Raw genomic sequence first — 24,892 nt, 5'->3', positions numbered from 1 at the left:
TGGGCCTTAAGGGCCAGCAGGACCGCCTAACGGGTCAGAAGGGCGACGACGAGGCTCATCGCTGTCTTCTTCACTGTCATCACCGGATTCACTCGGTGCTTCGTCCTTCGCCTTCACTTCAGGCTTGTCATCGTTGACGGGCATGCCGCCACCTGATGAGTCGCCGTCGCTCCAGCCTTCAGGCGGACGCGGATCGCGGCCTTCCATGATGTCTTTCAGCTGAGTAGCGTCGATAGTTTCAAACTTCATCAGCGCTTCAGCCATGGCATCAAGCTTGTCACGGTTGTCGTGCAGAATCTGGCGCGCCTGCTCATAACACTGGTCAATAATCTTGCGTACTTCTTTATCAAGACGCGTGGTGGTTTCGCCCGACTTCAGCTTACCGCCGCCCTGACCAGGGCCACCGAGGAACTGATGCGACTCGTCCTCATCGTACATGAGCGGGCCCATTTCATCGGACAGGCCCCATTTGGCCACCATGTTATGGGCAAGCTCTGTCGCGCGCTTGATGTCGTTAGAGGCGCCGGTGGTAACACCGTTTGGCCCAAGCGTCATTTCTTCGGCAATACGACCACCGAACAGCGAGCAGAGCTGGCTGATAATCTGCTGACGCGAAAGGCTGTAGCGGTCCTCTTCCGGCAGGAACATCGTCACACCCAGCGCCCGGCCACGGGGAATAATCGTGACCTTATAGACCGGGTCGTGCTCCGGCATAACCAAACCGATAATCGCGTGACCCGCTTCGTGATACGCGGTGTTCAGCTTCTCTTTATCGGTCATGACCATCGACTTGCGCTCAGCGCCCATCATGATCTTATCTTTGGCCAGCTCAAGCTCTTCCATGCTGACCAAACGCTTGTTACGACGAGCAGCAAATAGCGCGGCTTCGTTTACCAAGTTGGCGAGATCAGCACCAGAGAAACCTGGCGTACCGCGCGCAATCAGCAGCGGCTTCACGTCATCCGACAGCGGCACTTTACGTAAGTGAACGCCAAGAATGTGCTCACGACCACGGATATCCGGCAAACCAACGGTCACCTGGCGGTCGAAACGACCGGGGCGCAGCAGCGCCGGGTCAAGCACGTCCGGGCGGTTGGTGGCGGCGATGACAATGATGCCTTCGTTGGCTTCAAAGCCGTCCATTTCCACCAGCAGCTGGTTCAGCGTTTGCTCACGCTCATCGTTACCGCCGCCCATGCCGGTACCGCGAGAGCGGCCAACAGCATCAATTTCGTCGATAAAGATAATGCAGGGCGCCTGCTTCTTCGCCTGCTCGAACATGTCACGTACGCGAGACGCACCGACACCCACGAACATCTCTACGAAGTCAGAGCCCGAAATCGAGAAGAACGGCACCTTCGCTTCGCCCGCGATGGACTTAGCCAGCAGCGTTTTACCGGTACCGGGCGGGCCCACCATCAGCACACCGCGGGGAATAGTACCGCCCAAGCGCTGGAACTTAGTGGGGTCGCGCAGGAAGTCGACGAGTTCTTCAACCTCTTCCTTCGCTTCATCACAACCAGCCACATCTGCAAAGGTGGTTTTGATCTGGTCTTGGGAGAGCAGCTTCGCCTTGGATTTACCGAAGCTCATCGGGCCGCCTTTGCCACCACCAGCGCCGCCCTGCATTTGGCGCATAAAGAACATAAAGATGGCCAGGATCAGCAGAATCGGGAAGCTTGCAATCAGCAGGCGCGTCCAGATGCTTTGCTGCTCTGGCTCTTTACCCACGACCGTCACGTTATTGCTGAGCAGGTCATCCATCAGCTTCGGGTCTTCCGCTGCCGGACGAATCGTCTGGAACTGTGACCCATCCGTACGCTCACCAGAGATGGTATAGCCATCAATCGTGACGCTACGAACCTGCTGATTTTGCACCTGCTGCACAAACTGGGAGTAGTTGGTGGTTTGTGGTGCGCTTTCCGTACTGAAATTATTGAACACTGTCAGTAGAACGGCCGCGATGACCAACCACAGAATCAGGTTCTTCGCCATATCGTTCAAGGGGCTACCCTCATTACAAGAATCCGTCAGTTAACCGCTAGTACTCTGACCTTACACTAGAGTACAACGTTCAACCATTGCCAAAGCACATTTGGCTTTGGGCCATCTGTGTCACGCTCGTCCAATGTGCATAATGTGACACACCTTACGCTTGCCTGTCTGGCAATCGTGGTGATAAATCTTTGCTATAACACTTGCCCGTACCACCAGGGCACCACCAGGGCCGTACCAGCGCTGGCTAACCGCGATAGCCCTCCGCTAAAAAATAGACTTCTCGGGAGCGAGCCCGCGAGGCATCCGGTTTGCGGGTGACCACACGATCAAAACTGCCCCGCAGCTCTTTCAAGTAGTTATCAAAGCCTTCGCCCTGGAAGACTTTGACCAAAAAGCGCCCTTTGGGGGAAAGCGTCTCACGAGCCAACTCCAGCGCTAGCTCTACCAAGTACATCGCTTGGGGCTGGTCGATAGCTGCCATACCACTCATATTGGGGGCCATGTCCGACATAACAAGGTCTACCGGACGATTTCCCAAGCGCTCCATAATCGCATTCAGCACGCTCTCTTCGGTAAAATCACCCTGCAGAAAGTCCACGCCTGCCAGTGCATCCATCTCCAAAATATCGGAGGCGATGACCACGCCTTCCGGCCCTACCTTCTCTGCGGCAATTTGACTCCAACCACCGGGGGCAGCACCCAAATCAATGACCGTCATGCCTGGGCGGAACAGCTTATCTTTTTCATCCAGCTCCAGCAGTTTGTAGCTCGCCCTTGAGCGATAGCCATCCTGCCAGCTCTGCTTGACGTACTGGTCATCAAAATGTTCTTTTTTCCAGTTATTGCTGGTTTTGCTCACTGAATGTTTACGACTTGGGGGCTTTTGCTGCATGTGGGAATCTGACACTGGAATAAGAGATGGGCGCATTGACGCGATTGCTTTCACTTAGCGGCATTTCACCGTAAGATGGAACGTTAAGCGCTAACCGGGATACCGCAAGATACCATGAGCTTGTCACAGGCACAAAAGAAAGCATTTCGTAGCATTGGCCACCATTTGAACCCCGTGGTCACCGTTTCTGAGAACGGCGTCTCCGAAAATCTGCTCGCAGAACTCAGCCGCGCGCTCAATGATCACGAGCTGATCAAGGTGAAGCTCGCGCTGCCAGAGCGGGACGACCGCGCCGCGGTGATTAACGAGCTGCTTGCTGATAGCAAAGCCGAGCTCGTGCAAACCATTGGCAAAATGGCGCTGCTGTATCGCCACAATCCGAAGGTCAATCCAAAGCTTTCTAACGTTACTCGCTTTGAGGCTCATCACGGGCGACACTAACGCGCACCGTAATATGCTGACACGGCGCCAAGCGCCGCTAAGCCAAAAGGCCCGGCGCAGTTACCTGCATCGGGCCTTTTTTATAGCGCTATCAGCACGCGTTTAGAGGTGTTCAACCGTCTCAACTTCGTACTCAACGTCGCCACCCGGGGTCTTCACTACCACCACGTCGCCCTCTTCTTTACCAATCAGAGCACGAGCGATAGGTGACGTCACTGAAATACGGCCTTCTTTAATATTGGCCTCATCTTCACCCACGATACGGTAGGTAACGCTGGCATCGCTGTCCAAATTCAGCAGCGATACGGTCACACCAAAAATAACCTTGCCGGTTTTCGGCAGCTTGGTGACATCAATCACCTGGGCAACCGAGAGCTTGCTCTCGATTTCCTGAATACGGCCTTCAATAAACCCCTGCTGTTCACGGGCGGCGTGGTACTCGGCGTTCTCCTTAAGGTCGCCGTGTTCACGCGCTTCAGCGATCGCTGCAATCACTTGAGGGCGAGCTTCGCCCTTCAGGTGGTTGAGCTCTTCGCGAAGGCTTTTTTCTCCCGCTACCGTCATCGGGACCTTATTCATTTATTTGCTCCTGCATGCAGATCCTGAAGGCGCCGCACCGTAATCTCCCTACCGTACTCTAGCGCCATGCAAACAGCATTAGCGCCCGCCAAGGTGGTCGCATAGGGCACCTTGCGCGCGAGAGCAGTACGGCGAATGATCGAAGAGTCGTTAATTGCTTGACGACCTTCGGTAGTGTTCACGATGTAGGCGATTTCGTCGTTCTTCAGCAGATCGACGATATGGGGACGGCCTTCGTAGACTTTATTGACGTGCTCCACGGGTAGCCCGGCGGCTTCAATCGCTGCTGCCGTGCCGCGTGTTGCACAAAGTGTGAAGCCCAATGTTAGCAGAGAACGGGCCACTTCGATAATCCCCTGCTTATCAGGCTCACGCACTGACAGGAACGCTTTACGGTCGCCATCCAGCGCCGGGATCGCTTCACCCGCGCCGAGCTGCGCCTTGAAGAAGGCTTCTGCGAAGGTATCGCCCGAGCCCATTACTTCACCGGTGGATTTCATTTCCGGCGAGAGAATCGGGTCAACGCCCTGGAACTTGTTGAACGGGAAGACCGCTTCTTTCACGCTGTAGAAGTGCGGCACGATTTCGCGCTCGAAGCCCTGTTCGGCCAGGGTTTTACCGGCCATACAGCGGGCAGCAATCTGTGCCAGCGAGGTGCCAATGCACTTGGAAACAAACGGCACGGTACGCGATGCGCGGGGGTTGACCTCGATCACGTAGATCTCGCCATCCTGCCAGGCCAGCTGCACGTTCATCAGGCCGTTCACGCCCAGCTCCACGGCCATTTTCTTGACCTGCTCGCGCATCTCATCCTGCACATCGGCAGGCAGCGAGTAAGGCGGCAGCGCACAGGCGGAGTCACCGGAATGAACGCCCGCTTGCTCTACGTGCTGCATGATACCGCCGATCACGACCTGCTGGCCGTCTGAGACTGCGTCGATATCCACTTCTACCGCGGCGCTCAGGAAGTGATCCAGCAGTACCGGCGAGTCGTTAGAGACTTTCACCGCGTTGGTCATGTAGTTTTCAAGCTCGGAGGCGTCGTAGACGATCTCCATCGCCCGGCCGCCCAGAACGTAGCTCGGGCGCACGACCAGGGGGTAACCAATTTTTTCAGCTTTGGCGAAGGCATCTTCAAAGCTGCGCGCGGTAGCGTTAGGCGGCTGCTTCAGGCCAAGCTTGTCGATCATCACCTGGAAGCGCTCGCGGTCTTCAGCGCGGTCGATGGCGTCCGGCGTGGTGCCGATAATCGGTACGCCTGCGGCTTCCAGCTCGCGAGCCAGCTTCAGTGGGGTTTGGCCGCCGAACTGTACAATCACGCCCACCGGCTTCTCTTTATCGGCAATTTCCAGCACGTCTTCCAGCGTGACGGGCTCGAAGTAGAGCCGATCAGAGGTGTCGTAGTCGGTAGAAACGGTTTCCGGGTTACAGTTAACCATGATGGTTTCGTAGCCGTCGTCGCGCATCGCGAAGGCGGCGTGAACGCAGCAGTAGTCAAACTCGATACCCTGGCCAATACGGTTCGGTCCACCGCCCAGCACCATGATTTTCTGGCGATCAGAGACGTCCGCTTCGCACTCTTCCTCGTAGGTGGAGTACATGTAGGCGGTATCCGACGCAAACTCGGCGGCACAGGTGTCCACACGCTTGTACACCGGGCGAATGCCTGCTGCCTGGCGGGTTTTGCGGAACTCTTTTTCCGACACGCTCAGAAGCTTAGCTAAACGGGCATCACCAAAGCCTTTACGCTTGAGCTGGTAAAGCTCGCGAGCAGAGAAATCGGAAAGCGTTCGCTTAGCCACCGCGTTTTCGGTCAGCACCAGATCTTCAATCTGCACCAGGAACCAGCGGTCGATGTTGGTCAGTGCAAAAATCTCATCCACGCTCATGCCGGAGCGCATAGCGTCGGCCACAAAGAAGATACGCTCGGCACCCGCCGCCTGCAGCTCGCCCTTGATCTGGGCCATGGCTTCATCGGTGAATTCGGTCACGATCGGGTCGAGGCCGTCGTTACCGGTTTCCAACCCGCGCAGCGCTTTTTGCAGCGACTCTTGGAACGTGCGGCCAATCGCCATCACCTCACCCACCGACTTCATCTGGGTGGTCAGGCGGTCGTTCGCTTGGGGGAATTTCTCGAACGTAAAGCGCGGAATTTTGGTCACGACATAGTCGATGGACGGCTCAAACGACGCCGGGGTTTGGCCGCCAGTAATGTCGTTCTGCAGCTCATCCAGGGTGTAACCCACCGCCAGCTTCGCGGCGATTTTAGCAATCGGGAAACCGGTGGCCTTCGATGCCAGCGCCGACGAGCGCGACACACGCGGGTTCATCTCGATCACGACCAGACGACCGGTTTTCGGGTCCATACCAAACTGCACGTTGGAGCCGCCGGTTTCCACGCCGATTTCACGCAGTACCGCGAGGCTCGCGTCCCGCATGATTTGGTACTCTTTATCGGTCAGCGTTTGCGCCGGCGCCACGGTGATGGAGTCGCCGGTGTGGACGCCCATCGGGTCGAAGTTTTCAATCGCGCAAACGATAATGCAGTTATCGTTTTTGTCGCGCACCACTTCCATTTCGTACTCTTTCCAACCCAGCAGCGACTCATCGATGAGCAGCTCGTGGTTGTTAGAAAGCTCGAAACCGCGGGTACAGATCTCTTCGAACTCTTCCTTGTTGTACGCTACGCCGCCGCCGGAGCCACCCATGGTGTAAGAAGGGCGAATAATCGTCGGGAAGCCAAGCTCTGCCTGAATCTCCCACGCCTCGTCCATGGTATGCGCTACTTTGGCTTTCGGGCACTCCAAGCCGATGCGCTTCATGGCTTGGTCGAACAGGTCGCGGTCTTCCGCCATATTAATGGCGTCGGCGTTGGCGCCGATCATCTCAACGCTGTACTTGGCCAGCACGCCATGCTTTTCAAGATCCAGCGCGCAGTTCAGCGCGGTTTGGCCGCCCATGGTGGGCAGAATAGCGTCAGGGCGCTCGACTTCGATAATTTTCTCAACCGCCTGCCAAGTAATCGGCTCGATGTACGTGGCATCGGCCATGGCGGGGTCGGTCATGATGGTAGCCGGGTTAGAGTTGACCAAAATAACCCGGTAACCCTCTTCGCGCAGCGCTTTACACGCCTGAGCGCCAGAGTAGTCGAATTCGCAGGCCTGGCCGATGACAATCGGACCAGCGCCAATGATAAGAATGCTATTGATATCGGTACGCTTAGGCATAACGGTTCCCGCAAAAAGTGGTGACGATGAGCATCAAAACGGCGTAACTAGGCAATGAGAGACAGCGCGGCTAACTTAGCGGCGCGCCTGCATCATGGCGATAAAGCGATCAAACAGCGGCGCGACATCGCGCGGGCCAGGGCTGGCTTCCGGGTGGCCCTGAAAACTAAACGCCGGGCGGTCGGTACGCTCAATACCCTGCAGGGTGCCATCAAACAGCGAACGGTGCGTCGCACGCACGTTGCTGGGTAGGGTCGCTTCATCGGCGGCAAAGCCGTGGTTTTGGCTGGTGATCATCACGGTGCCGGTGTCTAAATCCTGTACCGGGTGGTTGGCACCGTGGTGGCCGTGGCTCATCTTGACCGTTTTGGCACCGGAGGCCAGCGCCAGCAGTTGGTGGCCTAGGCAGATACCAAACACCGGGGTATTGGTTTCCAACACTTCTTGGATCGCTTTAATCGCGTAGTCGCAGGGCTCAGGGTCGCCGGGGCCGTTGGCGAGGAACACGCCATCGGGGTTCATCGCCAGTACCTCAGCCGCAGGCGTTTGCGCGGGCACCACCGTCAGGCGGCAGCCGCGTGCCGCCAGCATACGCAGGATGTTGAACTTAACACCGTAATCAAACGCGACCACATGGTAAGGGCGCTCGCCCTGGGTGGTATCCGCGTAACCTTCGCCCAAGGTCCACTCGCCTTCCGACCACTCGTACGCTTCTTTGCACGAGACTTCCTTGGCTAAATCCATGCCCTTCAGGCCCGGGAATGCCTTCGCCGCCGCCAGCGCCCGCTCTACGGCATCCTCACCTTCTGCATCGGCACCCGCCAGAATCGCTCCGTTTTGGGCTCCTTTATCGCGCAAAATACGCGTTAGGCGGCGGGTATCGATATCCGCAATGCCCAGCACGTTTTGGCTTTTCAGGTAATCAGAGAGGGTTTGCTCAGAGCGGAAGCTGCTGGCCAGCAGAGGGAGATCGCGAATTACCAAGCCCGCTGCCGCAATCGAGTCAGACTCTACATCTTCAGAATTGATGCCGGTGTTGCCGATATGGGGATAGGTCAGGGTGACTATTTGGCGGGTGTAAGAGGGGTCAGTGAGGATTTCTTGGTAGCCGGTCATGGCTGTATTGAACACCACCTCACCGCTTGTGACTCCATCCGCGCCAATAGCAGTACCATGAAACACACTGCCATCTTCCAGGGCCAATATCGCGGGTTTGCTCAATGCGGGGTTATTCAAAACAAGTTCTCCCATGCTGGTGGGAGCCTGTGGGCGCAGGCTCAGCGATCCGGTTGTCGGCGTTTGCGTGCAAACGTCGGGTCGTAAAAAAGCGGGACGAAGCCGACAGTAAAAAAATCGGTTTCATCCCGCTTGTTGTTCTCTTCCATGGCATCTGTAACGGCATCGGCCACGGTGCAGCATCTAGCTGACTATTTTTTAACTAAACGGCCAGTGCAACAAGCGCGGTGCTCTCTCTACAGCTCTTCACTATAGATATTTTGCTGCTTTTTGCAGCCACTGGGCCAAAATTTTTGGAATGTTACAGGATTTACCGGCCTTCGGCTAGCCCTTTATTGTAAGCGCTGCACCGAAGGCTACTTTGCTGATTAGTTAAGTGCCAGCACATCCTGCATGTCGTAACGGCCATGGGGTTGGCTGGCGACCCAACGAGCAGCCCGTACCGCACCCTTGGCAAACGTCATCCGGCTAGACGCCTTGTGGGTAATCTCGATGCGCTCGCCTTCGGTAGCAAACATCACGGTGTGTTCACCGACGATATCGCCTGCGCGCACGGTCGCAAAACCGATCTCTTTATCGGTACGCGGGCCGCACTGCCCTACCCGCTCGAATACGCCGTGCTCTTTCAGGGTACGGCCCAAGCTTTCGGCCACCACTTCACCCATTTTGATCGCCGTACCGGAAGGCGCGTCGACTTTATGGCGGTGGTGAGATTCGATCACTTCAATGTCGTAGCCTTCATCACCCAGCGCCTTAGCGGCTGTTTCCAGCAGTTTCAGCGTCAGGTTCACACCCACGCTCATATTGGGAGCGAAGACCATGGCGACCGTATCGCGGTAGCTATCGAGCGTTGCTAGCTCTTCGTCATTCATACCGGTAGTGCCAATCACCATACGCTTACCGTGTTCAGCACAGAACGCCAAGTTGGCCAATGTGACTTGGGGCGCAGTGAAATCAATCAGCACGTCGAAGTCATCCACGATGGCCGCTAGCGAATCTACCGCGACCACGCCACGCTTGCCCACACCGGCCAATTCGCCAATATCTGCGCCCACCAAGGAGCTGCCCGGCTCCACAATGCCGCCCGCCAGCGTCGCATCTGCCGCTTGCTCAATAGCATTGACTAAGGTGCGGCCCATACGGCCAGCTACGCCTACAATGGCAATTCGGGTCATGGAAACTCCTGCGCGTGGGCTGTTGAATATTCACGAGATACAAAAAAGGTGGCCGCGATTATAGCAGACCACCTTAGCGATGAGGCGCTAAAGGCTGCGCCACGCCGACGCAATCAATTCTCCCAGACGATCACCAACGGCTCATCTTTCGCCATGCGCACTAAATGGCTCTCCACCACACCCTCTAGCTGGTCTAGATGCTCTTCCTCTAGGGTTTCTATCGACACCGACAGCCGCTCTGGGTCTGCATGCATCAGGCAAGTACCGCTGGCAAACACGATCTTGGCATCCTGCTCACTGTGCTCCACCTCAAGCTTATGCGCCCAGTGCTTGCACAAGCGGTTGATTAATTTCGCACCAGACGAGGTGGCAATCTCTGCTCGGGATAACGGCATGGTGTTCTCTCCATCTCAATAGCGAGTAAGTACCCACTAGCGTAATCCTCGCAGTGCAAAGAACCAAGCAGCGAATGAGAATCCGATGCAACGGCGTGTTCAGCAACTGGTTACGCCAGACCACCAATCCTTGCTAAGCTCTTTCGCAGCCTAAGCCAGTCTTGAGACCAGCATGATAGACGAAACACTCACCTGCCTGACCGCTCTACGAGTTGGTAGAAGCCGAGGCCAACTGGCGGCTAATAAGCCCTGCTAACTGCTGGCGATAATTTGCGAAGTTCAAAGCGGCCACATTACAACGCCCCAGGTATTGATCGATGATCGCTTGGTAGCACGCTATTTTGATCTCTATGAAGCAGCAACCGGTGATCGCCAGGCTGGCAACCCCCACCTGCCTCTCTGGCACTTAAAAAGTGATCAAGGCATTTCAGGAGCCCTTTGGAAGCCTCACTTAGAGAGCAGCATCGCTAAGATCGCAGATAGCCTTGGGCAACCTAAATCGCTGAAAAAACTACGAGAACTATTTAACGAGGCAACACTTGATCCCGCACTATTTGGTGCCTTTCAAGACCCACTAACAGCTCACTCTGCCTGTGCGCTCATCGTGGCACACTATTTTACGAGCCCTGCCCAACCGAGTGCGCTCAATACCTATTTAGCCACAGCCCTTGAAAGCGGCGAGTATGAGAAACAGCCTGACCGCTTAGTGGGCGAGGTGCAAGAGAGCGCCCAGCAGCAGGCACGCTCTGCGGCATTTCGCACGCTCGTGCTGAAAGCCTACGACTATCGCTGCGCGGCCACCCGCTTACGCTTTATCACGCCAGACTATCGTTATCTGGTAGAAGCCGCCCATTTAATTCCTTTCGCTGAAAGCTACGACGACCGCCCTACAAATGGCTTAGCACTGACGCCCAATTTACACTGGGCGATGGATAACCGGTTGATCGCGCCGGGGCCGGACTATAAATGGCATGTCAGCCCAACCCTTGATGACCTAATGTCAGATAACGCATGGCTTCATCAGTTGCATGGCCAAACCGTCGTACTTCCCAGAGCCAAGCATTGGCAACCTTGTCAGCATGCTTTGGCCTGGCGTCTGGATAACCTGTTACGCTAATCAGACACAAAAAAGCCCCAGCACACTGAAGTGCTGGGGCTTTTTGCGTAGTGGCGCTATACCGCCCTTACGGCTTCATCTCTTCAAAGAACTTCTTCACGCTGTCGAAGAAACCGGTCTTCTTCGGCGAGTGGCTGTGGCTGTTGCTGCCATCGAAGCTCTCTTGCAGTTGGCGAAGCAGGTCGCGCTGCTCGTCGTTGAGATTGACGGGCGTTTCCAACACTACTTTGCACAGCAGGTCGCCGGGGGCGCCACCGCGCACAGGCTTCACGCCTTTGCCACGCAGGCGGAAGAGCTTGCCGGTTTGGGTTTCCGGCGGAATCTTCAGCTTCACGCGACCATCGAGCGTGGGCACTTCCAGCTCGCCACCTAGTGCTGCATCCACAAAGTTGATCGGCACGTCACACTGCAGGTGCTTGCCGTCACGCTTGAAGATGTGGTGCGGCTTGATGGCGACCTGAACGTACAGATCGCCCGCCGGGCCACCGTTCACGCCGCTTTCGCCTTCGCCGTTTAAGCGAATGCGGTCACCGGTATCCACACCCGGTGGAATCTTCACAGAGAGCGTGCGGGTTTCGCGAACGTGGCCTTCACCGTTACATTTGTGGCACGGCACTTTGATGTGCTGGCCACTGCCGTGGCAGGTGGGGCAGGTTTGCTGAACGGCAAAGAAGCCTTGCTGCATACGCACTTGGCCGTGGCCATGGCAGGTAGGGCAGGTTTCTTTGCTGGAACCCGGCTCGGCACCGCCGCCGTCACAGCGGTCACACTCGATATGGCGCGGTACGCGAATATCGACCGTGGTACCGGCAACCGCGCTTTCTAGATCAAGCTCTAGGTTGTAGCGCAGGTCGGAACCACGAGCGGGTGCGTTAGGCCCACGACGGCGGCCACCGCCACCCCCGAAAATATCGCCAAACACATCGCCAAAAATATCGCCAAAATCGCCGGCTCCGCCGCCGCCGAAGCCACCGCCACCAAAGCCGCCGCCCTGGCCATCCACACCGGCATGACCAAACTGGTCGTAGGCCGCGCGCTTCTCGCCATCGCTGAGTATTTCGTAGGCTTCTGACACTTCACGGAATTTTTCCGCTGCGGTGTTATCGTCCGGGTTTCGATCAGGGTGGAATTTTTGCGCCAGACGGCGATAGGCTTTTTTGATCTCTTTCTGATCAGCCCCTTTTTCGACACCCAGGACTTCGTAATAATCGCGCTTGGACATGGGTCCTACGCCTCCTGGTTAGCGACGCTCTATAGGCGTCTCGGCCGCGGAAACAGCAACGCGGGAGTTGCCTCCCGCGTCACCGCTTTCCTTGGCAGAAAGAGGTGGGTTACTGCTTCTTCTTGTCGTCGTTGACTTCTTCGTACTCGGCGTCAACCACGTCGTCGTCCTGCTTGGTGTTGGCTTCTTCAGCGCCTTCACCGCCTGCCTGTGCAGCGTCTGCCTGCTCGGCATACATTTTCTGCGCCAGTTGGCCGGAGACTTCGGTCAGTGCATCCAGTTTCTTCTGGATGTTGTCCTGGTCATCGGTTTTCAGCGCTTCTTCCAGTTCACTGATAGCAGTTTCGATGGCCTGTTTTTCGTCATCGGTCGCTTTATCGCCCGCTTCTTGAACGGTCTTGCGAGTGGCGTGAATCATGCCGTCCGCTTGGTTACGCAGCTGCACCAGCGCTTCGAACTTTTTATCTTCGTCCGCGTGGGCTTCGGCATCGCGTACCATTTGCTCGATCTCTTCATCCGAGAGGCCGCTGGACGCTTTAATGACGATGGACTGCTCTTTACCGGTGGCCTTGTCTTTGGCAGACACGTTCAAGATACCGTTGGCATCAAGATCGAACGCCACTTCAATTTGCGGCACACCGCGCGGGGCCGGCGGAATATCGGAAAGGTCAAAACGACCCAGCGATTTATTCTGCGTGACCTGCTTACGCTCACCCTGAACGACGTGGATGGTCACGGCCGTTTGGTTGTCATCCGCAGTTGAGAAGGTTTGTGTCTTCTTGGTCGGGATGGTGGTGTTCTTGTCGATCAGCGCGGTCATCACGCCACCCATGGTTTCGATACCCAGGGTCAGCGGAGTGACGTCAAGCAGCAGAACGTCTTTCACGTCGCCACCCAGTACGCCGCCCTGAATCGCAGCACCTACAGCCACTGCTTCATCGGGGTTAACGTCTTTACGCGCTTCTTTACCGAAGAAGTCAGCTGCTTTCTTCTGAACCATCGGCATGCGGGTCTGGCCGCCGACCAGGATCACTTCATCGATTTCAGAAGCGGACAAGCCAGCATCTTTCAGCGCCGTTTTGCACGGCTCGAGCGAGCGCTGAACCAGCTCTTCTACCAGCGACTCCAGCTTGGCACGCGTCACCTTCACGTTCAGGTGTTTCGGGCCAGTGTTGTCGGCCGTAATGTACGGCAGGTTCACGTCGGTCTGCTGAGCGCTGGAAAGCTCAATCTTGGCTTTCTCTGCGGCTTCTTTCAGACGCTGCATGGCCAAGTTGTCGCCGGAGAGGTTGATACCGCTATCGGTTTTAAACTGGTCAACCAGATAGTTAATCAACGCCAGGTCGAAATCTTCACCGCCCAGGAAGGTGTCGCCGTTAGTGGCCAACACTTCAAACTGAGTTTCGCCGTCAACGTCGGCCACTTCGATGATGGAGATATCGAAGGTACCGCCACCCAGGTCGTATACCGCGATGGTTTTATCACCACGGGATTTGTCCATGCCGTAGGCAAGTGCTGCGGCTGTCGGCTCGTTGATGATGCGCTTAACATCTAGGCCGGCAATGCGGCCCGCATCTTTAGTGGCCTGACGCTGGCTGTCGTTGAAGTAGGCCGGAACGGTAATAACCGCTTCAGTGACCGGCTCGCCGAGGTAGTCTTCGGCGGTTTTCTTCATTTTCTTCAGCACTTCCGCGCTTACCTGCGGCGGTGCCATTTTTTTGCCTTTCACTTCTACCCACGCATCGCCGTTATCAGCTTCAGCGATTTTGTACGGCACCATTTTGATGTCTTTCTGGACCACGTCGTCTTTGAAGCGACGGCCAATCAGACGCTTGATGGCGTACAGGGTGTTTTCCGGGTTGGTCACGGCTTGGCGCTTGGCGGCCTGACCTACCAGAGTTTCACCGTCGTCGGTGTAGGCAATGATGGAAGGCGTGGTACGACCGCCTTCGGCGTTTTCAATGACTTTAGCGCTGTCACCATCGAGCACGGCCACACAAGAGTTAGTGGTGCCCAGGTCGATACCAATAATGCGTCCCATAGCAAAAACCTCGAATTCGGTTGAAACAAAACTGATGTTTTACGCCGCGATTATTCTGCTGGCGTTTGCGGGTTTTCCCGCGGGTTGACCTTTATTTGGGGGCCGCTTGCAGCATTTCAAGGGCTTTTTTTACTGCAATGCGTCATTGCGGCTTAATTCGCTTTTTGACTGACCACCACCATGGCTGGGCGCACGAGGCGACCGTTGAGCAGATACCCTTTTTGCATCACATCCATCACCGTATTGGGGTCAAGCTCTGGGTTCGGCACCATCGCCATGGCTTCATGTACCTGCGGGTCGAAGGGCTCGCCGTGGGGCTCAATGCTTTCAACGCCAAACTTGTTCAGCACGTCTAGCTGCATTTTCAGCGTCATGGAGACACCTTCGCGGTGCACGTCAGATGCATCTTCTTGCATGCTTTCCAGCGCTTTTTCCAAGCTATCAACGACGGGCAACAGCTCCTTAACAAACTTCTCAAGGGCAAACTTGCGCGCTTTCTCAGCTTCCTGCTCAGCCCGACGGCGAACATTCTGGGCTTCCGCCGCTGCGCGCAGCGCTTGGTCTTTGGCTTCCGCTAAGCTCTGCTCCAACTCTTCTACCTGGGCGGCCAGCACGTCGGCTTCGGGGCTGCCAACGCTGCCTTCCAGTGCGCCATCGTCGTCAATCAAGCCTTCAAGCTCGCCTTCTACCAAGCGCTCTTCAGCGGACTGCTCGGTCACCTCGGCTTCCTGCTCTTGGCGGGCCAGCTCATCTTCCAACGGGGTTTGCGGTTCTTTAGCCATGCCTTACTCCTGAAATAAGTAGCGGTGCCGGTAGCGGCCACCTACGTTAAGTAGCGGGTATTAACCACGTATGCTGCCTATATGGGGGCCATAAAAAGCATCTCAAGAGGGGCATTGAAGTGAGTTATCGACTACTGTATAAAACACCAATTAGTGGATAAGTATCCAGCTTCTGTGCCGCACCGCCTCAGGAGGCCCTATGCTTACGCAGCTAGCCATCCAAGATTACGCCATCGTTGACCGCCTAGAACTCGACCTAACCCGCGGCATGACCGCCATTACCGGGGAAACCGGGGCGGGCAAATCCATTCTGCTAGGTGCTTTGGGCCTCTGCCTGGGCGAGCGCGCCGATGCGGGCAGCGTACGCCACGGCTGCGAGCGCACTGACCTTTCCGCTCGCTTTGATATTCAGCATCTTCCTGGTGCCACTGAGTGGCTCACCGCCCGCGACCTGCCTATTGAAGAGTGCCTACTGCGCCGTGTTGTGACGGCGAATGGCCGCTCCAAGGCGTGGATCAACGGCCACCCTGTCACTATTGCGGATCTAAAATCCCTCGGTGAGCAGTTGATTCAAATTCATGGCCAGCATGCCCACCAAGCCTTAATGCGCGAAGAAACGCATTTAGCGCTACTGGATGACTACGCCGGTTTACGCGAACGCAGCCAACAGCTTGCTGAGACTTTCCGTGAATGGCGCAACGTTCGGCGGCGGCTGAAGAAGCTCAGCGAAGAAGGTAGCGAAGTAGAAGCCAAGCGCCAGCTGCTGCGCTATCAGGTTGAAGAACTCGACCAGTTAGGCTTGGCAGAAGGAGAGCTGCAAACCCTCGAAGAGGAGCAGCACACGCTGGCTCATGCCGAAGAGACGCTACGCGAAACCCAATTTGCCGCAGACTGCTGTGAAAGTGACGAAGGCGGTGCGCTGTCGCTGCTCAACCAGGCGTACGCCCATCTCAGCGCCCTGCCCGGGAGTGATAAAGGAACGCTTGCCAATACGCTTACCATGCTCCACGACGCCCGTATTCAGGTAGAAGAAGCCGCCAGCGAGCTGCAGCGTTTAGCCAGCACCACCGAGCTAGACCCCGAACGCCTCGCCTGGGTGGAGGAGCGCATGGGCGATGTACATCGCGTTGCCCGCAAGCATCACGTTGCCCCCGAAGAGATTTGCGCGCTGCATGCTCAGCTTCAACAGGAAGTAGCCCAGCTAGAAGCCAGCGACGATGACCTTGAATCGCTAAGCACCCAAGTGGCTGAATACCGTGAGCGCTATCGCAGTGAAGCAAAACAACTGAGCGAGGCACGCCAAAAAGCCGCTGTTCGCTTGGGTAAAGAGGTTCAGCAACAGCTCGCTTTCTTAGCCATGGGTAAGGCACGCTTTGAAGTGGACGTGACCCCACGCGAAACGCCGACGCCAGAAGGTTTGGATCACGTTCAGTTCTTAATTAGCGCCAACCCCGGCCAGCCTGCCCGCCCGCTGACCAAAGTAGCTTCGGGCGGTGAGCTTTCACGCATCAGCTTGGCAATCCAGGTGGTGGCAGCATCACACTCGACGATCCCAAGCCTGGTCTTTGATGAGGTAGATGTGGGTATCTCAGGGGCCACGGCTGAAATTGTTGGGCAACTGCTGCGCAAACTAGGAGAAAACGGCCAGGTGATGACCGTGACCCACCTGCCCCAAGTGGCCGCTCAGGCGCACCAGCACCTGCATATTGAGAAACGCGCGAAACGCGACACCACTCTTACCCATATGGCACTACTGGATGAGCGCGGCCGCATTAGCGAGCTGGCCCGCATGCTGGGCGGTGTGACACTCTCCGACCAAACCCTGGCCCACGCACGTGAAATGCTGCTGGCCAGCCAGCGCCCGCCGCACTGAGATACCCGCCGCACTGAGATAGTAGGGTCGAGCCTTACCTTAATCTGGCGTTAAACACAAAAACGCTCCCAGGGCGCAAGTGATGATTCACTGGCACCCTGGGAGCGTTTTCACACGGCTATGCGCTTTTAACGATTCGCTATTTGCGATTCGTCGGACCGCTGTCCTGGCGTGTGACGTCTGACCCGCGAGGGCGTACGTACAACACCAGAGCGTGATCCACTAGCTCGTAGCCGTGCTCTTCGGCAATCTCTTGCTGGCGACGCTCGATAAAATCATCCACAAACTCGATGATTTCACCGCTTTCCAGACACACCATATGGTCGTGGTGGTCTTCTTGGGTCATCTCGAACACCGCATGGCCACCGTCAAAATTGTGACGAATCACCAAGCCTGCTGATTCAAACTGAGTCAGCACGCGGTAGACGGTTGCCAGACCTACATCCTCGCCCGCATCAATCAGTGTTTTATACACTTCTTCTGCGCTAAGGTGGTGTTGGCCCGAAGCATTTTCGAGAATCTGCAGGATCTTGACGCGCGGCAGGGTCACTTTCAGCCCGGCTTTGCGTAGTTCATGGTTCTGATCGGCCATGGTTGCTCTTCGCAGTAACAGGTTAGGTCGGGTATCATCGACCGAAACCACGATAGTGAAGAACAGGCTCAAATGCAAAAATTGACTCGTATCATTACCCTTTCCGTTGCCCTGACTGTTGTTAGCGGCTGTAGCTACGTCGGCGTTTATAAGCGCGACATTCCCCAGGGCAACCTGATCACCCAGGAGATGGTCAGCCAGCTCCAGCCGGGCATGACCCAGGAGCAGGTCACTTATGTGATGGGCCCTCCGTTACTGGAAGCGCCGTTCGACTCCCGCGAGTGGGACTACGTCTACCGCATCGATAAAGCGTATGAAGGCGTTGAACAGCGCCGCGTAACGCTCACGTTTGATAATGCAAGCCGGCTGGTCAACATCGAGCAGGAAGGGGATTTATCCCGCGACCTGCCGATTAGCACAGACCGCGGCATGGGGCCCGCCGTAGAAGGCGCTGACCCGCTGGATGCGATGCCCAACCAGACATCGCCAACACCCACGCCAGAGCCGCAGCCGATTATGACTGGCGAGTAACGGCTAGGGGTTTATTGCTCCTTGGCTTGGCGTTTGGCCCGCTCTAGGCGGGCCGCTTTGGGGTCAATCTGCAGTGGGCGATAGACTTCCACACGGTCGCCCTCGCGCAGGGGCTCTTTGTCCGGGTGGCGAATAGCCTTACCAAAGATGCCTAACGGTGCCTCCAAAAAGGTCTCGCTGGGCAGTTCTTGGAACAGGCTTGGCAAATCTGCTATCTCCACGGCTTGTCGCGCCGTGGTGCCCTTAGGCACCGTAAGCGCCACAATGCGCTGCTTGTGCGGCAGCGCAAAGGCAACCTCTACCTTGAGCACGCTATCGGTCATACAGCTCGTCAGCGCGCTTAGTGAAGGCATCCACTAGCTGCCCTGCAATTTGCTGGAACAGCTTGCCAAACGCCATGCTCAGCAGCCGATTGGCGAATACAAACTCCATTTCCAGGCTTACCTTGCAGGCATTTTCGCCCATAGGCGTAAACAGCCAGCGCCCTTTCAGCTGTTTAAACGGCCCCTTCACCAGCGAAAGATCGATGCGCTCGGGGGCAAATAGGTCGTTACGTGTAGTGATGGTTTGCTCCACCCCGGCGCGCCCTAAGGTCATCTCGCCAATGAGATGGTCGGCGTCATGCTCAAGCAAACGCGCCCGTCGGCACCCCGGTAGGAACTCGGGGTAGCGTTCGAAGTCATTGACCAAATCGAACATTTGTTGGGGGGTGTGCCGCACCAAGGCGGTACGATTAACGGTTGGCATTGACCTCTCCGCTGACTTCACAGTGCCCAAAGCGTATCATGGGAAACATTTTTTCAGACCTTGAATGGTATCACGCCTCCCCACATAACGAAGGGGGATGCTACTGACAGATCAACGAAGAGGTTCCATGGCCACTAAGAAAGGTAACAGCAAGGGCCCCGGCAGCAGCGTAATTGCCCAGAATAAGAAGGCGCGGTTTGAGTACCATATCGACGAAACCTTCGAAGCGGGCTTGGTGCTGGCAGGCTGGGAAGTGAAAAGCCTGCGTGCGGGTAAAGCACAGCTGACCGACACTTATATTTTAATCCGCAACGGCGAAGCGTACCTGTTGGGTAGCCATATTATGCCGCTCAACACAGCCAGCACTCATGAAATCGCTGACCCTACCCGTACCCGCAAGCTACTGCTGCACCGCAAAGAAATTGCCAAAATCTTTTCGGTTACCCAGGACAAGGGCCACACCTGTGTGCCGCTCAAGCTGTACTGGAAACGCAACAAAGTGAAGTGCGAGCTGGCACTGGTGACCGGTAAGAAAATTCACGATAAACGCGCCACCGAGAAAGACCGCGACTGGAGCCGCCAAAAAGGCCGAATTATGCGGGAACATAACAAGGCATAACTGGTCAATTGGAGCTGAGCACGTTAGAATGCCGCTCTGAACTAAGGGGGCGACATGGTTTCGACGCCGGTGACAACCCTTGCGGTGCATGCCGAGAGCGTGATGTATCTCGTAAATCCCACATCACGAAAAATAGTCGCAAATGACGAAAACTACGCTCAAGGCGCGCTGGCAGCTTAAACCCTGCTAGCTTCTTGTCTGGCCCCAAGGTGATGTGCCTATTCATCGCTGAGGGGATATGAGCTAAAGCTGATAGGACCGCGGTAGGTGGTGTCTTCTCGCCTATCGTCAAACTTTAGAAGGCTCGCGAGGCTGAATCCTGATCGTCGGAGTCAGTCGCGTTAAAGCAAATGACGAAATCTAAGCATGTAGAGCCAATAGGCGCGTGCTGGCGGACGCGGGTTCAATTCCCGCCGCCTCCACCAGACACCCCTTCGAATCAAGCACCCTCGGGTGCTTTTTTCGTTTCTGGCCCCTCACCATACCCACCGAATTTGGCGACTCAGCACTCAAAGAGCTCCACCAAACGCCTTATCGCTCCTCATCTGTTTATTCTTTTCAAAAGCCTTTCTAAACCTCTGTGCACACCTAATTAAGCCAGCTAATGTTAGAAGCCTAAGCTTGGCAAATGGCCGAGTGGTGCAAATAAGGAAGTGTCACATGCTGTATGGGTTGAGCTTGCTAGCCGGTATCGTGCTGTTATTTGGCGGTGGGGAAGCGTTAATACGAGGTGCCGTGGCGGGCGCTAAACGGATGGGGGTTTCGCCACTGCTAACCGGCCTTGTGGTAGTGGGCTTTGGTACCTCGGCACCAGAGCTGGTGGTGTCTATTGATGCGGCCATTCGAGAGCAGCCTGATATTGCCGTGGGCAATATCGTGGGCAGCAATATCGGTAATATTTTATTGATTCTTGGCCTCTGCGCCGCTATCTGCCCCATGACCGTTCAACCCCTGGCCCTACGCCGCGATGGCGTTGTGGTGGTGGCAGCCAGCGTGCTGTTTATTGTATTGGCCTGGAGCGGCTCACTTGGCCGCTTAGAAGCGGCCCTGCTGCTTGCATCACTCGCGGCTTATCTGATTTGGGCCTATCGCACTGAGCGCCAGCACCCCGTGCCAGAAGGAGAAATGCACGCGGCAGAAGCCGAGGAAGTCACGGCGATCCCCACCTCAACGGGAATGATTGTGGTCGCCCTGGTGGTCGGTTTGGTCATGCTCATCGGCGGCTCTCAGCTGCTGCTTTACGGCGCGATAGGCCTAGCCCAGGCGATGGGGATTTCAGAGGCGGTGATTGGTCTCACCATTGTGGCGGTAGGTACGTCGCTGCCTGAAATGGCGGTATCCGTGATCGCAGCGCTGCGTCGCCACGCCGATGTGGCAGTAGGCAATATTCTGGGCAGCAATATCTTCAACGTGCTGGGAATATTGGGTATTTCCGCTTTCCTGCAGCCGCTGCCCATTGCAGAGCGGGTCAGCCAGTTTGACCAGTGGGTGATGCTGGGGTCAGCCGGCATACTACTGCTGTTTCTCTACACAGGAATGCGCCTCTCGCGCTGGGAAGGGGCCGCACTGCTGGGCGGGTACGTCGCCTACATTGCGCTTAGCTTTACTATTTTTTAAGCCCTCACCGCATGTGCTCGGGTAGCACGGTGCCTGCCTCATCGTAATAACGCAGAGCGCCAGGGTGTAGCAGCGTATCCATGTGGGCGAGCAGTTCAGGGGATACGCTCTCCCACCAGGCAGATTGCTCAGCGAGGGCAGCTCTCTGCTCCCAGAAGGTTTTCGTGAGTTGATAGGCGGTGTCGGCATCCATTTGCTCAGTGGTATACGCAATAACAGGCAGCGACGTAGTGGTGACAGGGTGAGCAATACCCGGGTAAGTGCCGCCAGGTATCACTTGGCGCACTGCACCTGTTTGAGCAATTTGCTCATCGGTAAAGCTCACCAGGGTAATGGGTACCAAAGAAGCCGTTTCAATGACGTTCGGCGTTGGAAAAGAGCTAGCCGTCACAAAAGCATCAATGAGCCCTTCTCTTAGCGCCTCCGGGCCATTGGTGATAGAAGCGTCTGCTAGCTGCACTTTGCCGTCCAGGCCAAATAGCTGGAAGTAACGGGCGGCCTCTCCCGCGCTAAAGGTGCCACGTCCGATCAGCACGTGTTTTCCCTCTAATGCCTCTATCGCCGCGGTGCCGCTATCGCCCACCATCACAAAGTGCATCGTCAGCGAAGGCACTGGAAACAGCCCTCGAATAGAAGCAAAGCGTTCGTGGCCATTGCCAGCATGCCCCGCAAAAGCCCCTTCTCCGGCCATGGCATCCGCCACTAGCGCGGGTGGCGCAGTAAATACATAGCGCCCTTCCCGGGTCATCACTTCTTGAATATTTTGCACTGACCCCTGGCTCTCTTCAGTGGCCAGCACCACGTCCCCCTCACTGCCCACACGAATAGCCCGAGCAAGCTCACTGCCCATTTGATAATACGCGGTACCCTCAAGCGCCGATTTATAGGTAATACGCGTTTGCGCTTGAAGGGGCAGTGTGGCCACTCCCAGCACAAGCGCCATCATCAGCACACCAACGACACGATAACGAGAGCAAAAACGCGCGCGCATGCAACTTCCTTTGAGGTCAGGGGCCGTCTCGGCCTCATTGAGGGAACGTGTTTATTATGTTGTGAAATAGAGCCATGACCGCTACCCACCAGAAAGCGCTGACACCGATCAATATAGCGGCATAGTACCCCTTAAGTTAGCAACCCGCAGCGCCTTAAACCAACCAGGGGTTTAAACGCCCAGCCAGCGATAGCGTCGCTGTCATCAAACTGACATCAACTTGACATCAACGATGGGATTACTCAGGCTAACTTTGTTTTCAATTGAACGTTCAAGAAAAATATTAGCTATCGCGGAGCGTTGCTGTCAGCGAGCGCATTATTGAAAGCTTACGCTGTGACTGCGTTACCGCCCTTGACGAGAGGGCTTGTAAAAAGCCGCTACTATTCATGCCCCAACTTATTGTGCACGGCGCTAGCTACGATATTGATGCCATTTTATTTGATAAAGACGGCACGCTTCTCAATTTTGGCGACCTGTGGATTGGCTGGTTCGACCAGCTCGTCACCACGGTGAATCGCCGCCTCCCCGCTTCTCAATCGCTTTCCCATTGTGATCTTTATCCCAAAGTGGGTATTGAACCAGCGCAACGTCTTTGGGACCCCAACGGGCCACTGACCATTGGCTCACTTAATGACATTGCGACCATTCTCGCGCTCAGCCTGTTCGAAGCCCGCGTGCCGTGGAATGAAGCCACTGAAATCACCCAGGATGCCCTGCACAGCGTTAGCGAACTGATCGACTGGCAGCGCTGCGTTACACCCGTTAAAGGGCTGCAGGCCTTCATTGCTCGCGCCAGCGCTGCGGGCATCCAATGTGGCGTTGTCACGTCTGATGATGCCCACAATGCCCAGCGGCATCTTTCGATTCTTGCACTGACCGATCACTTCCCCGTGGTGCTTGGTCACGATCAAGTCACCCGGGGTAAGCCCTACCCCGATATGGCGCTCGCTGCCTGCCAGCAGCTGGGCGTACTTCCTGAGCGCACGCTCATTATTGGCGATTCCAACGGGGATATGGCCATGGGCAAAGCCGCGGGCTTGCTGGCGGGCATTGGCATCTGTGCCGCGCCGCACTTAGACGGAGCCCACCTGACACTCGCCAGCCAAGTCATCCGAGATTACGACGCGCTCACCATTGGAACCTCCACCTTTCACTAACCAGGGAACACTCGCATGACAAAAAAACATAACCACTCAGCACCCATGCACCCCACCCTTGAAACACTCACTCAGCAAGCAAAACAGGGAACGCTGTCACGCCGAGACTTTATGCGCCATGCCATCGCACTCGGCATCGCCGCTCCGTTTGCGGGCTCGCTGCTGTCTGGCCAGGCCTTTGCCAACGCCGGTACTCCGCAGCGCGGCGGTATCTTAAAAGCTGGCATGCAGGGCGGTGAATCTACCGACAGCCTCGACCCCGCCAGCTGGACCAGCCAAGTACAGCACTCGTTTGGCCAATCCTGGGGCGAAGCCCTGACCAACGTTTCACCAGAAGGCGAGCTGGTACCCCGCCTTGCGGAAAGCGTTGAGTCTTCATCGGATGCTAAAACCTGGGTGTTTAAACTGCGGCGTGGCGTGCAGTTTCATAACGGCCAAGAAATGACCTCGGCAGATGTCGTCGCCACCTTGGAGCGCCACTCAAACGAAGACTCTCAATCCGGCGCCTTAGGCATTATGCGCGGCATTGAGTCCATCAGCGCCACGGATACCTACGAAGTCACCATCGTAACGCTAGAGCCCAACGCCGACCTGCCCTTCTTGCTCTCCGACTACCACCTGATGATTCAGCCCGGCGGAGGCCTGGACAACCCGGCAGCAGGTATCGGCACCGGCCCGTATAAAGTGGTGGAATTCCAGCCCGGCGTGCGCCAAATCGCCGAGCGCTTCGATGGCTACTGGAACCCAGACGAGTACGGCTTCGCCGACCAGATTGAAATCACCATTATCAATGACCCCACTGCCCGCATTTCGGCATTGCAGAGCGGTCAGGTGCATATGATCAATCGGGTGGAACCCCGCGTGGTGGAGATGGTGCAGCGCCTGCCCAACATTGTGATCAATAACACCTCCGGCCGCGCCCAGTACGTCTTCCCCATGCACTGCGACACGACGCCGTTTGATAACAACGACCTGCGCCTAGCGCTGAAGTACGCCATCAACCGGGAAGACATGGTCGAGCGGATTCTGCGTGGCTACGGCAGCGTCGGTAACGACTTCCCAATTAATGCCGCTTATCCACTATTCCCCGATAGCATTCCACAGCGCGAATTCGACCCCGAACGCGCCAGCTATCACTACAAAAAGTCCGGCCACAGCAGCCCCATCGTACTGCGTACTTCTGACGTTGCCTTCCCTGGCGCGGTCGATGCGGCCCAGCTCTTCCAGCAGAACTGTGCTGAAGCGGGTATCAATATGGAAATTCGCCGCGAGCCCGGCGATGGCTACTGGTCAGAAGTGTGGAATAAGCAGCCGTTCTGCGCCTCCTACTGGAGCGGCCGCCCCACCCAGGACCAAATGTACTCCACCGCCTATATTTCCAGCGCCGACTGGAACGACACCCGCTTCTACCGCGATGACTTCGACGCCCTGGCCCGAGAAGCCCGTGGTGAGCTAGACCAAACCCGCCGCGCCGAGCTTTACCAAGATATGGCGATGATGGTGCGCGATGAAGGCGGCTTGATTCTGCCGATGTTCAATGACTACATCGAAGCAACATTAAGCAACGTCGGGGGCTGGTCAGCACACCCAATGGGCGAGATGATGGCGGGCTTTGCACTATCGAAGTGCTGGTTAGCTTCCTAATCCGGACCTCTGC

The 24,892-nt window shown here is 56.4% G+C and carries 23 protein-coding genes and 1 other RNA gene; 9 read left to right on the top strand and 15 right to left on the bottom strand.

The window, feature by feature from the left end:
* Positions 1–6 precede the first annotated feature (6 nt).
* Entirely contained in the window at positions 7–2,004 is a 1,998-nt protein-coding gene (gene ftsH / locus R0J87_RS07610) for an ATP-dependent zinc metalloprotease FtsH (protein WP_404344619.1), read from the bottom strand.
* 238 nt (positions 2,005–2,242) lie between these two features.
* A complete protein-coding gene (gene rlmE, locus R0J87_RS07605; RefSeq protein WP_404344618.1) occupies positions 2,243–2,890 on the bottom strand; it encodes a 23S rRNA (uridine(2552)-2'-O)-methyltransferase RlmE in 648 nt (215 codons plus the stop codon).
* Between the two features lie 114 nt (positions 2,891–3,004).
* On the opposite strand from rlmE, the gene yhbY reads away from it, so the two are divergent.
* On the top strand, positions 3,005–3,331 hold the full coding sequence (yhbY, locus tag R0J87_RS07600) for a ribosome assembly RNA-binding protein YhbY (RefSeq protein WP_498885361.1): 327 nt from the start codon (positions 3,005–3,007) through the stop codon (positions 3,329–3,331).
* A gap of 102 nt (positions 3,332–3,433) precedes the next feature.
* Here yhbY and greA read toward each other — a convergent pair whose 3' ends face one another.
* From greA to R0J87_RS07570, 6 genes are all read right to left on the bottom strand, one after another.
* Positions 3,434–3,910 carry a transcription elongation factor GreA gene (gene greA, locus R0J87_RS07595; RefSeq protein ID WP_188639965.1) on the bottom strand — a complete coding sequence of 159 codons (477 nt, stop codon included), beginning with the start codon at positions 3,908–3,910 and terminating at the stop codon, positions 3,434–3,436.
* A complete protein-coding gene (gene carB / locus R0J87_RS07590; RefSeq protein ID WP_498885359.1) occupies positions 3,907–7,137 on the bottom strand; it encodes a carbamoyl-phosphate synthase large subunit in 3,231 nt (1,076 codons plus the stop codon). Before carB ends, greA begins: the two co-directional genes overlap by 4 nt.
* 75 nt (positions 7,138–7,212) lie before the next feature.
* On the bottom strand, positions 7,213–8,358 hold the full coding sequence (gene carA, locus R0J87_RS07585; RefSeq protein WP_498885410.1) for a glutamine-hydrolyzing carbamoyl-phosphate synthase small subunit: 1,146 nt from the start codon (positions 8,356–8,358) through the stop codon (positions 7,213–7,215).
* Positions 8,359–8,414: 56 nt separating this feature from the next.
* Entirely contained in the window at positions 8,415–8,546 is a 132-nt protein-coding gene (locus R0J87_RS07580; protein ID WP_498885357.1) for a hypothetical protein, read from the bottom strand.
* A 195-nt stretch (positions 8,547–8,741) separates the two neighbouring features.
* Positions 8,742–9,548, bottom strand: a complete 807-nt coding sequence (gene dapB / locus R0J87_RS07575; protein WP_188639967.1) for a 4-hydroxy-tetrahydrodipicolinate reductase — start codon at positions 9,546–9,548, stop codon at positions 8,742–8,744.
* Between the two features lie 113 nt (positions 9,549–9,661).
* A complete protein-coding gene (locus R0J87_RS07570) occupies positions 9,662–9,943 on the bottom strand; it encodes a DUF2218 domain-containing protein (protein WP_188639968.1) in 282 nt (93 codons plus the stop codon).
* A gap of 310 nt (positions 9,944–10,253) precedes the next feature.
* On the opposite strand from R0J87_RS07570, the gene R0J87_RS07565 reads away from it, so the two are divergent.
* Positions 10,254–11,060: an HNH endonuclease gene (locus R0J87_RS07565; protein WP_498885354.1), complete on the top strand. Its 807-nt coding sequence runs from the start codon at positions 10,254–10,256 to the stop codon at positions 11,058–11,060.
* Positions 11,061–11,127: 67 nt separating this feature from the next.
* Here R0J87_RS07565 and dnaJ read toward each other — a convergent pair whose 3' ends face one another.
* From dnaJ to grpE, 3 genes are all read right to left on the bottom strand, one after another.
* A complete protein-coding gene (dnaJ, locus tag R0J87_RS07560; RefSeq protein WP_498885352.1) occupies positions 11,128–12,282 on the bottom strand; it encodes a molecular chaperone DnaJ in 1,155 nt (384 codons plus the stop codon).
* A 109-nt stretch (positions 12,283–12,391) separates the two neighbouring features.
* A complete protein-coding gene (gene dnaK / locus R0J87_RS07555; RefSeq protein ID WP_188639975.1) occupies positions 12,392–14,323 on the bottom strand; it encodes a molecular chaperone DnaK in 1,932 nt (643 codons plus the stop codon).
* A 152-nt stretch (positions 14,324–14,475) separates the two neighbouring features.
* The gene (grpE, locus tag R0J87_RS07550; protein ID WP_498885350.1) at positions 14,476–15,105 is read right to left on the bottom strand and encodes a nucleotide exchange factor GrpE; all 630 of its coding nucleotides are present in this window, start codon (positions 15,103–15,105) and stop codon (positions 14,476–14,478) included.
* Between the two features lie 199 nt (positions 15,106–15,304).
* Between grpE and recN the strand changes: the two genes are divergently transcribed.
* Entirely contained in the window at positions 15,305–16,978 is a 1,674-nt protein-coding gene (recN, locus tag R0J87_RS07545; RefSeq protein ID WP_498885349.1) for a DNA repair protein RecN, read from the top strand.
* Between the two features lie 139 nt (positions 16,979–17,117).
* Here recN and fur read toward each other — a convergent pair whose 3' ends face one another.
* Positions 17,118–17,570, bottom strand: a complete 453-nt coding sequence (gene fur, locus R0J87_RS07540) for a ferric iron uptake transcriptional regulator (protein WP_188639978.1) — start codon at positions 17,568–17,570, stop codon at positions 17,118–17,120.
* A gap of 72 nt (positions 17,571–17,642) precedes the next feature.
* On the opposite strand from fur, the gene R0J87_RS07535 reads away from it, so the two are divergent.
* Entirely contained in the window at positions 17,643–18,101 is a 459-nt protein-coding gene (locus R0J87_RS07535; RefSeq protein ID WP_498885348.1) for an outer membrane protein assembly factor BamE, read from the top strand.
* Between the two features lie 11 nt (positions 18,102–18,112).
* On the opposite strand, the gene R0J87_RS07530 is transcribed toward R0J87_RS07535, so the two are convergent.
* On the bottom strand, positions 18,113–18,424 hold the full coding sequence (locus R0J87_RS07530; protein WP_498885346.1) for an RnfH family protein: 312 nt from the start codon (positions 18,422–18,424) through the stop codon (positions 18,113–18,115).
* Positions 18,414–18,848 carry a type II toxin-antitoxin system RatA family toxin gene (locus R0J87_RS07525; protein WP_498885344.1) on the bottom strand — a complete coding sequence of 145 codons (435 nt, stop codon included), beginning with the start codon at positions 18,846–18,848 and terminating at the stop codon, positions 18,414–18,416. Before R0J87_RS07525 ends, R0J87_RS07530 begins: the two co-directional genes overlap by 11 nt.
* 127 nt (positions 18,849–18,975) lie before the next feature.
* Here R0J87_RS07525 and smpB point away from each other — a divergent pair, with 127 nt between their 5' ends.
* The 3 genes from smpB to R0J87_RS07510 all read left to right on the top strand — a co-directional run bounded on the left by smpB (position 18,976) and on the right by R0J87_RS07510 (position 21,084).
* Positions 18,976–19,467, top strand: coding sequence for an SsrA-binding protein SmpB (gene smpB, locus R0J87_RS07520; RefSeq protein ID WP_188639982.1), 492 nt, complete (start codon positions 18,976–18,978; stop codon positions 19,465–19,467).
* Between the two features lie 45 nt (positions 19,468–19,512).
* Positions 19,513–19,892: a transfer-messenger RNA gene (ssrA, locus tag R0J87_RS07515) on the top strand.
* Between the two features lie 235 nt (positions 19,893–20,127).
* Positions 20,128–21,084, top strand: a complete 957-nt coding sequence (locus R0J87_RS07510; RefSeq protein ID WP_404464895.1) for a calcium/sodium antiporter — start codon at positions 20,128–20,130, stop codon at positions 21,082–21,084.
* Positions 21,085–21,088: 4 nt separating this feature from the next.
* On the opposite strand, the gene R0J87_RS07505 is transcribed toward R0J87_RS07510, so the two are convergent.
* Positions 21,089–22,075 carry a TAXI family TRAP transporter solute-binding subunit gene (locus R0J87_RS07505; RefSeq protein WP_498885342.1) on the bottom strand — a complete coding sequence of 329 codons (987 nt, stop codon included), beginning with the start codon at positions 22,073–22,075 and terminating at the stop codon, positions 21,089–21,091.
* A gap of 389 nt (positions 22,076–22,464) precedes the next feature.
* Between R0J87_RS07505 and R0J87_RS07500 the strand changes: the two genes are divergently transcribed.
* Positions 22,465–23,235, top strand: coding sequence for an HAD family hydrolase (locus R0J87_RS07500; RefSeq protein WP_498885340.1), 771 nt, complete (start codon positions 22,465–22,467; stop codon positions 23,233–23,235).
* A 15-nt stretch (positions 23,236–23,250) separates the two neighbouring features.
* A complete protein-coding gene (locus tag R0J87_RS07495; RefSeq protein ID WP_498885338.1) occupies positions 23,251–24,879 on the top strand; it encodes an ABC transporter substrate-binding protein in 1,629 nt (542 codons plus the stop codon).
* Positions 24,880–24,892 lie beyond the last annotated feature (13 nt).

Origin of the sequence: Halomonas sp. SIMBA_159, assembly GCF_046536035.1 — a bacterium.
In the GTDB taxonomy this organism is placed as follows: Bacteria; Pseudomonadota; Gammaproteobacteria; order Pseudomonadales; family Halomonadaceae; genus Vreelandella; species Vreelandella venusta_A.
The sequence above is the reverse complement of the archived record's forward strand: the minus strand, read 5'-3'. Positions and strand labels throughout refer to the sequence as shown.

What these genes read in the sequence shown, in the direction of transcription:
- rlmE (WP_404344618.1), bottom strand. Translation starts at nt 2,890, where the DNA reads ATGCAGCAAAAGCCCCCAAGTCGTAAACATTCAGTGAGCAAAACCAGC.
- yhbY (WP_498885361.1), top strand. Translation starts at nt 3,005, where the DNA reads ATGAGCTTGTCACAGGCACAAAAGAAAGCATTTCGTAGCATTGGCCAC.
- greA (WP_188639965.1), bottom strand. Translation starts at nt 3,910, where the DNA reads ATGAATAAGGTCCCGATGACGGTAGCGGGAGAAAAAAGCCTTCGCGAA.
- carB (WP_498885359.1), bottom strand. Translation starts at nt 7,137, where the DNA reads ATGCCTAAGCGTACCGATATCAATAGCATTCTTATCATTGGCGCTGGT.
- dapB (WP_188639967.1), bottom strand. Translation starts at nt 9,548, where the DNA reads ATGACCCGAATTGCCATTGTAGGCGTAGCTGGCCGTATGGGCCGCACC.
- R0J87_RS07570 (WP_188639968.1), bottom strand. Translation starts at nt 9,943, where the DNA reads ATGCCGTTATCCCGAGCAGAGATTGCCACCTCGTCTGGTGCGAAATTA.
- dnaJ (WP_498885352.1), bottom strand. Translation starts at nt 12,282, where the DNA reads ATGTCCAAGCGCGATTATTACGAAGTCCTGGGTGTCGAAAAAGGGGCT.
- dnaK (WP_188639975.1), bottom strand. Translation starts at nt 14,323, where the DNA reads ATGGGACGCATTATTGGTATCGACCTGGGCACCACTAACTCTTGTGTG.
- grpE (WP_498885350.1), bottom strand. Translation starts at nt 15,105, where the DNA reads ATGGCTAAAGAACCGCAAACCCCGTTGGAAGATGAGCTGGCCCGCCAA.
- recN (WP_498885349.1), top strand. Translation starts at nt 15,305, where the DNA reads ATGCTTACGCAGCTAGCCATCCAAGATTACGCCATCGTTGACCGCCTA.
- fur (WP_188639978.1), bottom strand. Translation starts at nt 17,570, where the DNA reads ATGGCCGATCAGAACCATGAACTACGCAAAGCCGGGCTGAAAGTGACC.
- R0J87_RS07535 (WP_498885348.1), top strand. Translation starts at nt 17,643, where the DNA reads ATGCAAAAATTGACTCGTATCATTACCCTTTCCGTTGCCCTGACTGTT.
- R0J87_RS07530 (WP_498885346.1), bottom strand. Translation starts at nt 18,424, where the DNA reads ATGACCGATAGCGTGCTCAAGGTAGAGGTTGCCTTTGCGCTGCCGCAC.
- R0J87_RS07525 (WP_498885344.1), bottom strand. Translation starts at nt 18,848, where the DNA reads ATGCCAACCGTTAATCGTACCGCCTTGGTGCGGCACACCCCCCAACAA.
- smpB (WP_188639982.1), top strand. Translation starts at nt 18,976, where the DNA reads ATGGCCACTAAGAAAGGTAACAGCAAGGGCCCCGGCAGCAGCGTAATT.
- R0J87_RS07510 (WP_404464895.1), top strand. Translation starts at nt 20,128, where the DNA reads ATGCTGTATGGGTTGAGCTTGCTAGCCGGTATCGTGCTGTTATTTGGC.
- R0J87_RS07505 (WP_498885342.1), bottom strand. Translation starts at nt 22,075, where the DNA reads ATGCGCGCGCGTTTTTGCTCTCGTTATCGTGTCGTTGGTGTGCTGATG.
- R0J87_RS07500 (WP_498885340.1), top strand. Translation starts at nt 22,465, where the DNA reads ATGCCCCAACTTATTGTGCACGGCGCTAGCTACGATATTGATGCCATT.
- R0J87_RS07495 (WP_498885338.1), top strand. Translation starts at nt 23,251, where the DNA reads ATGACAAAAAAACATAACCACTCAGCACCCATGCACCCCACCCTTGAA.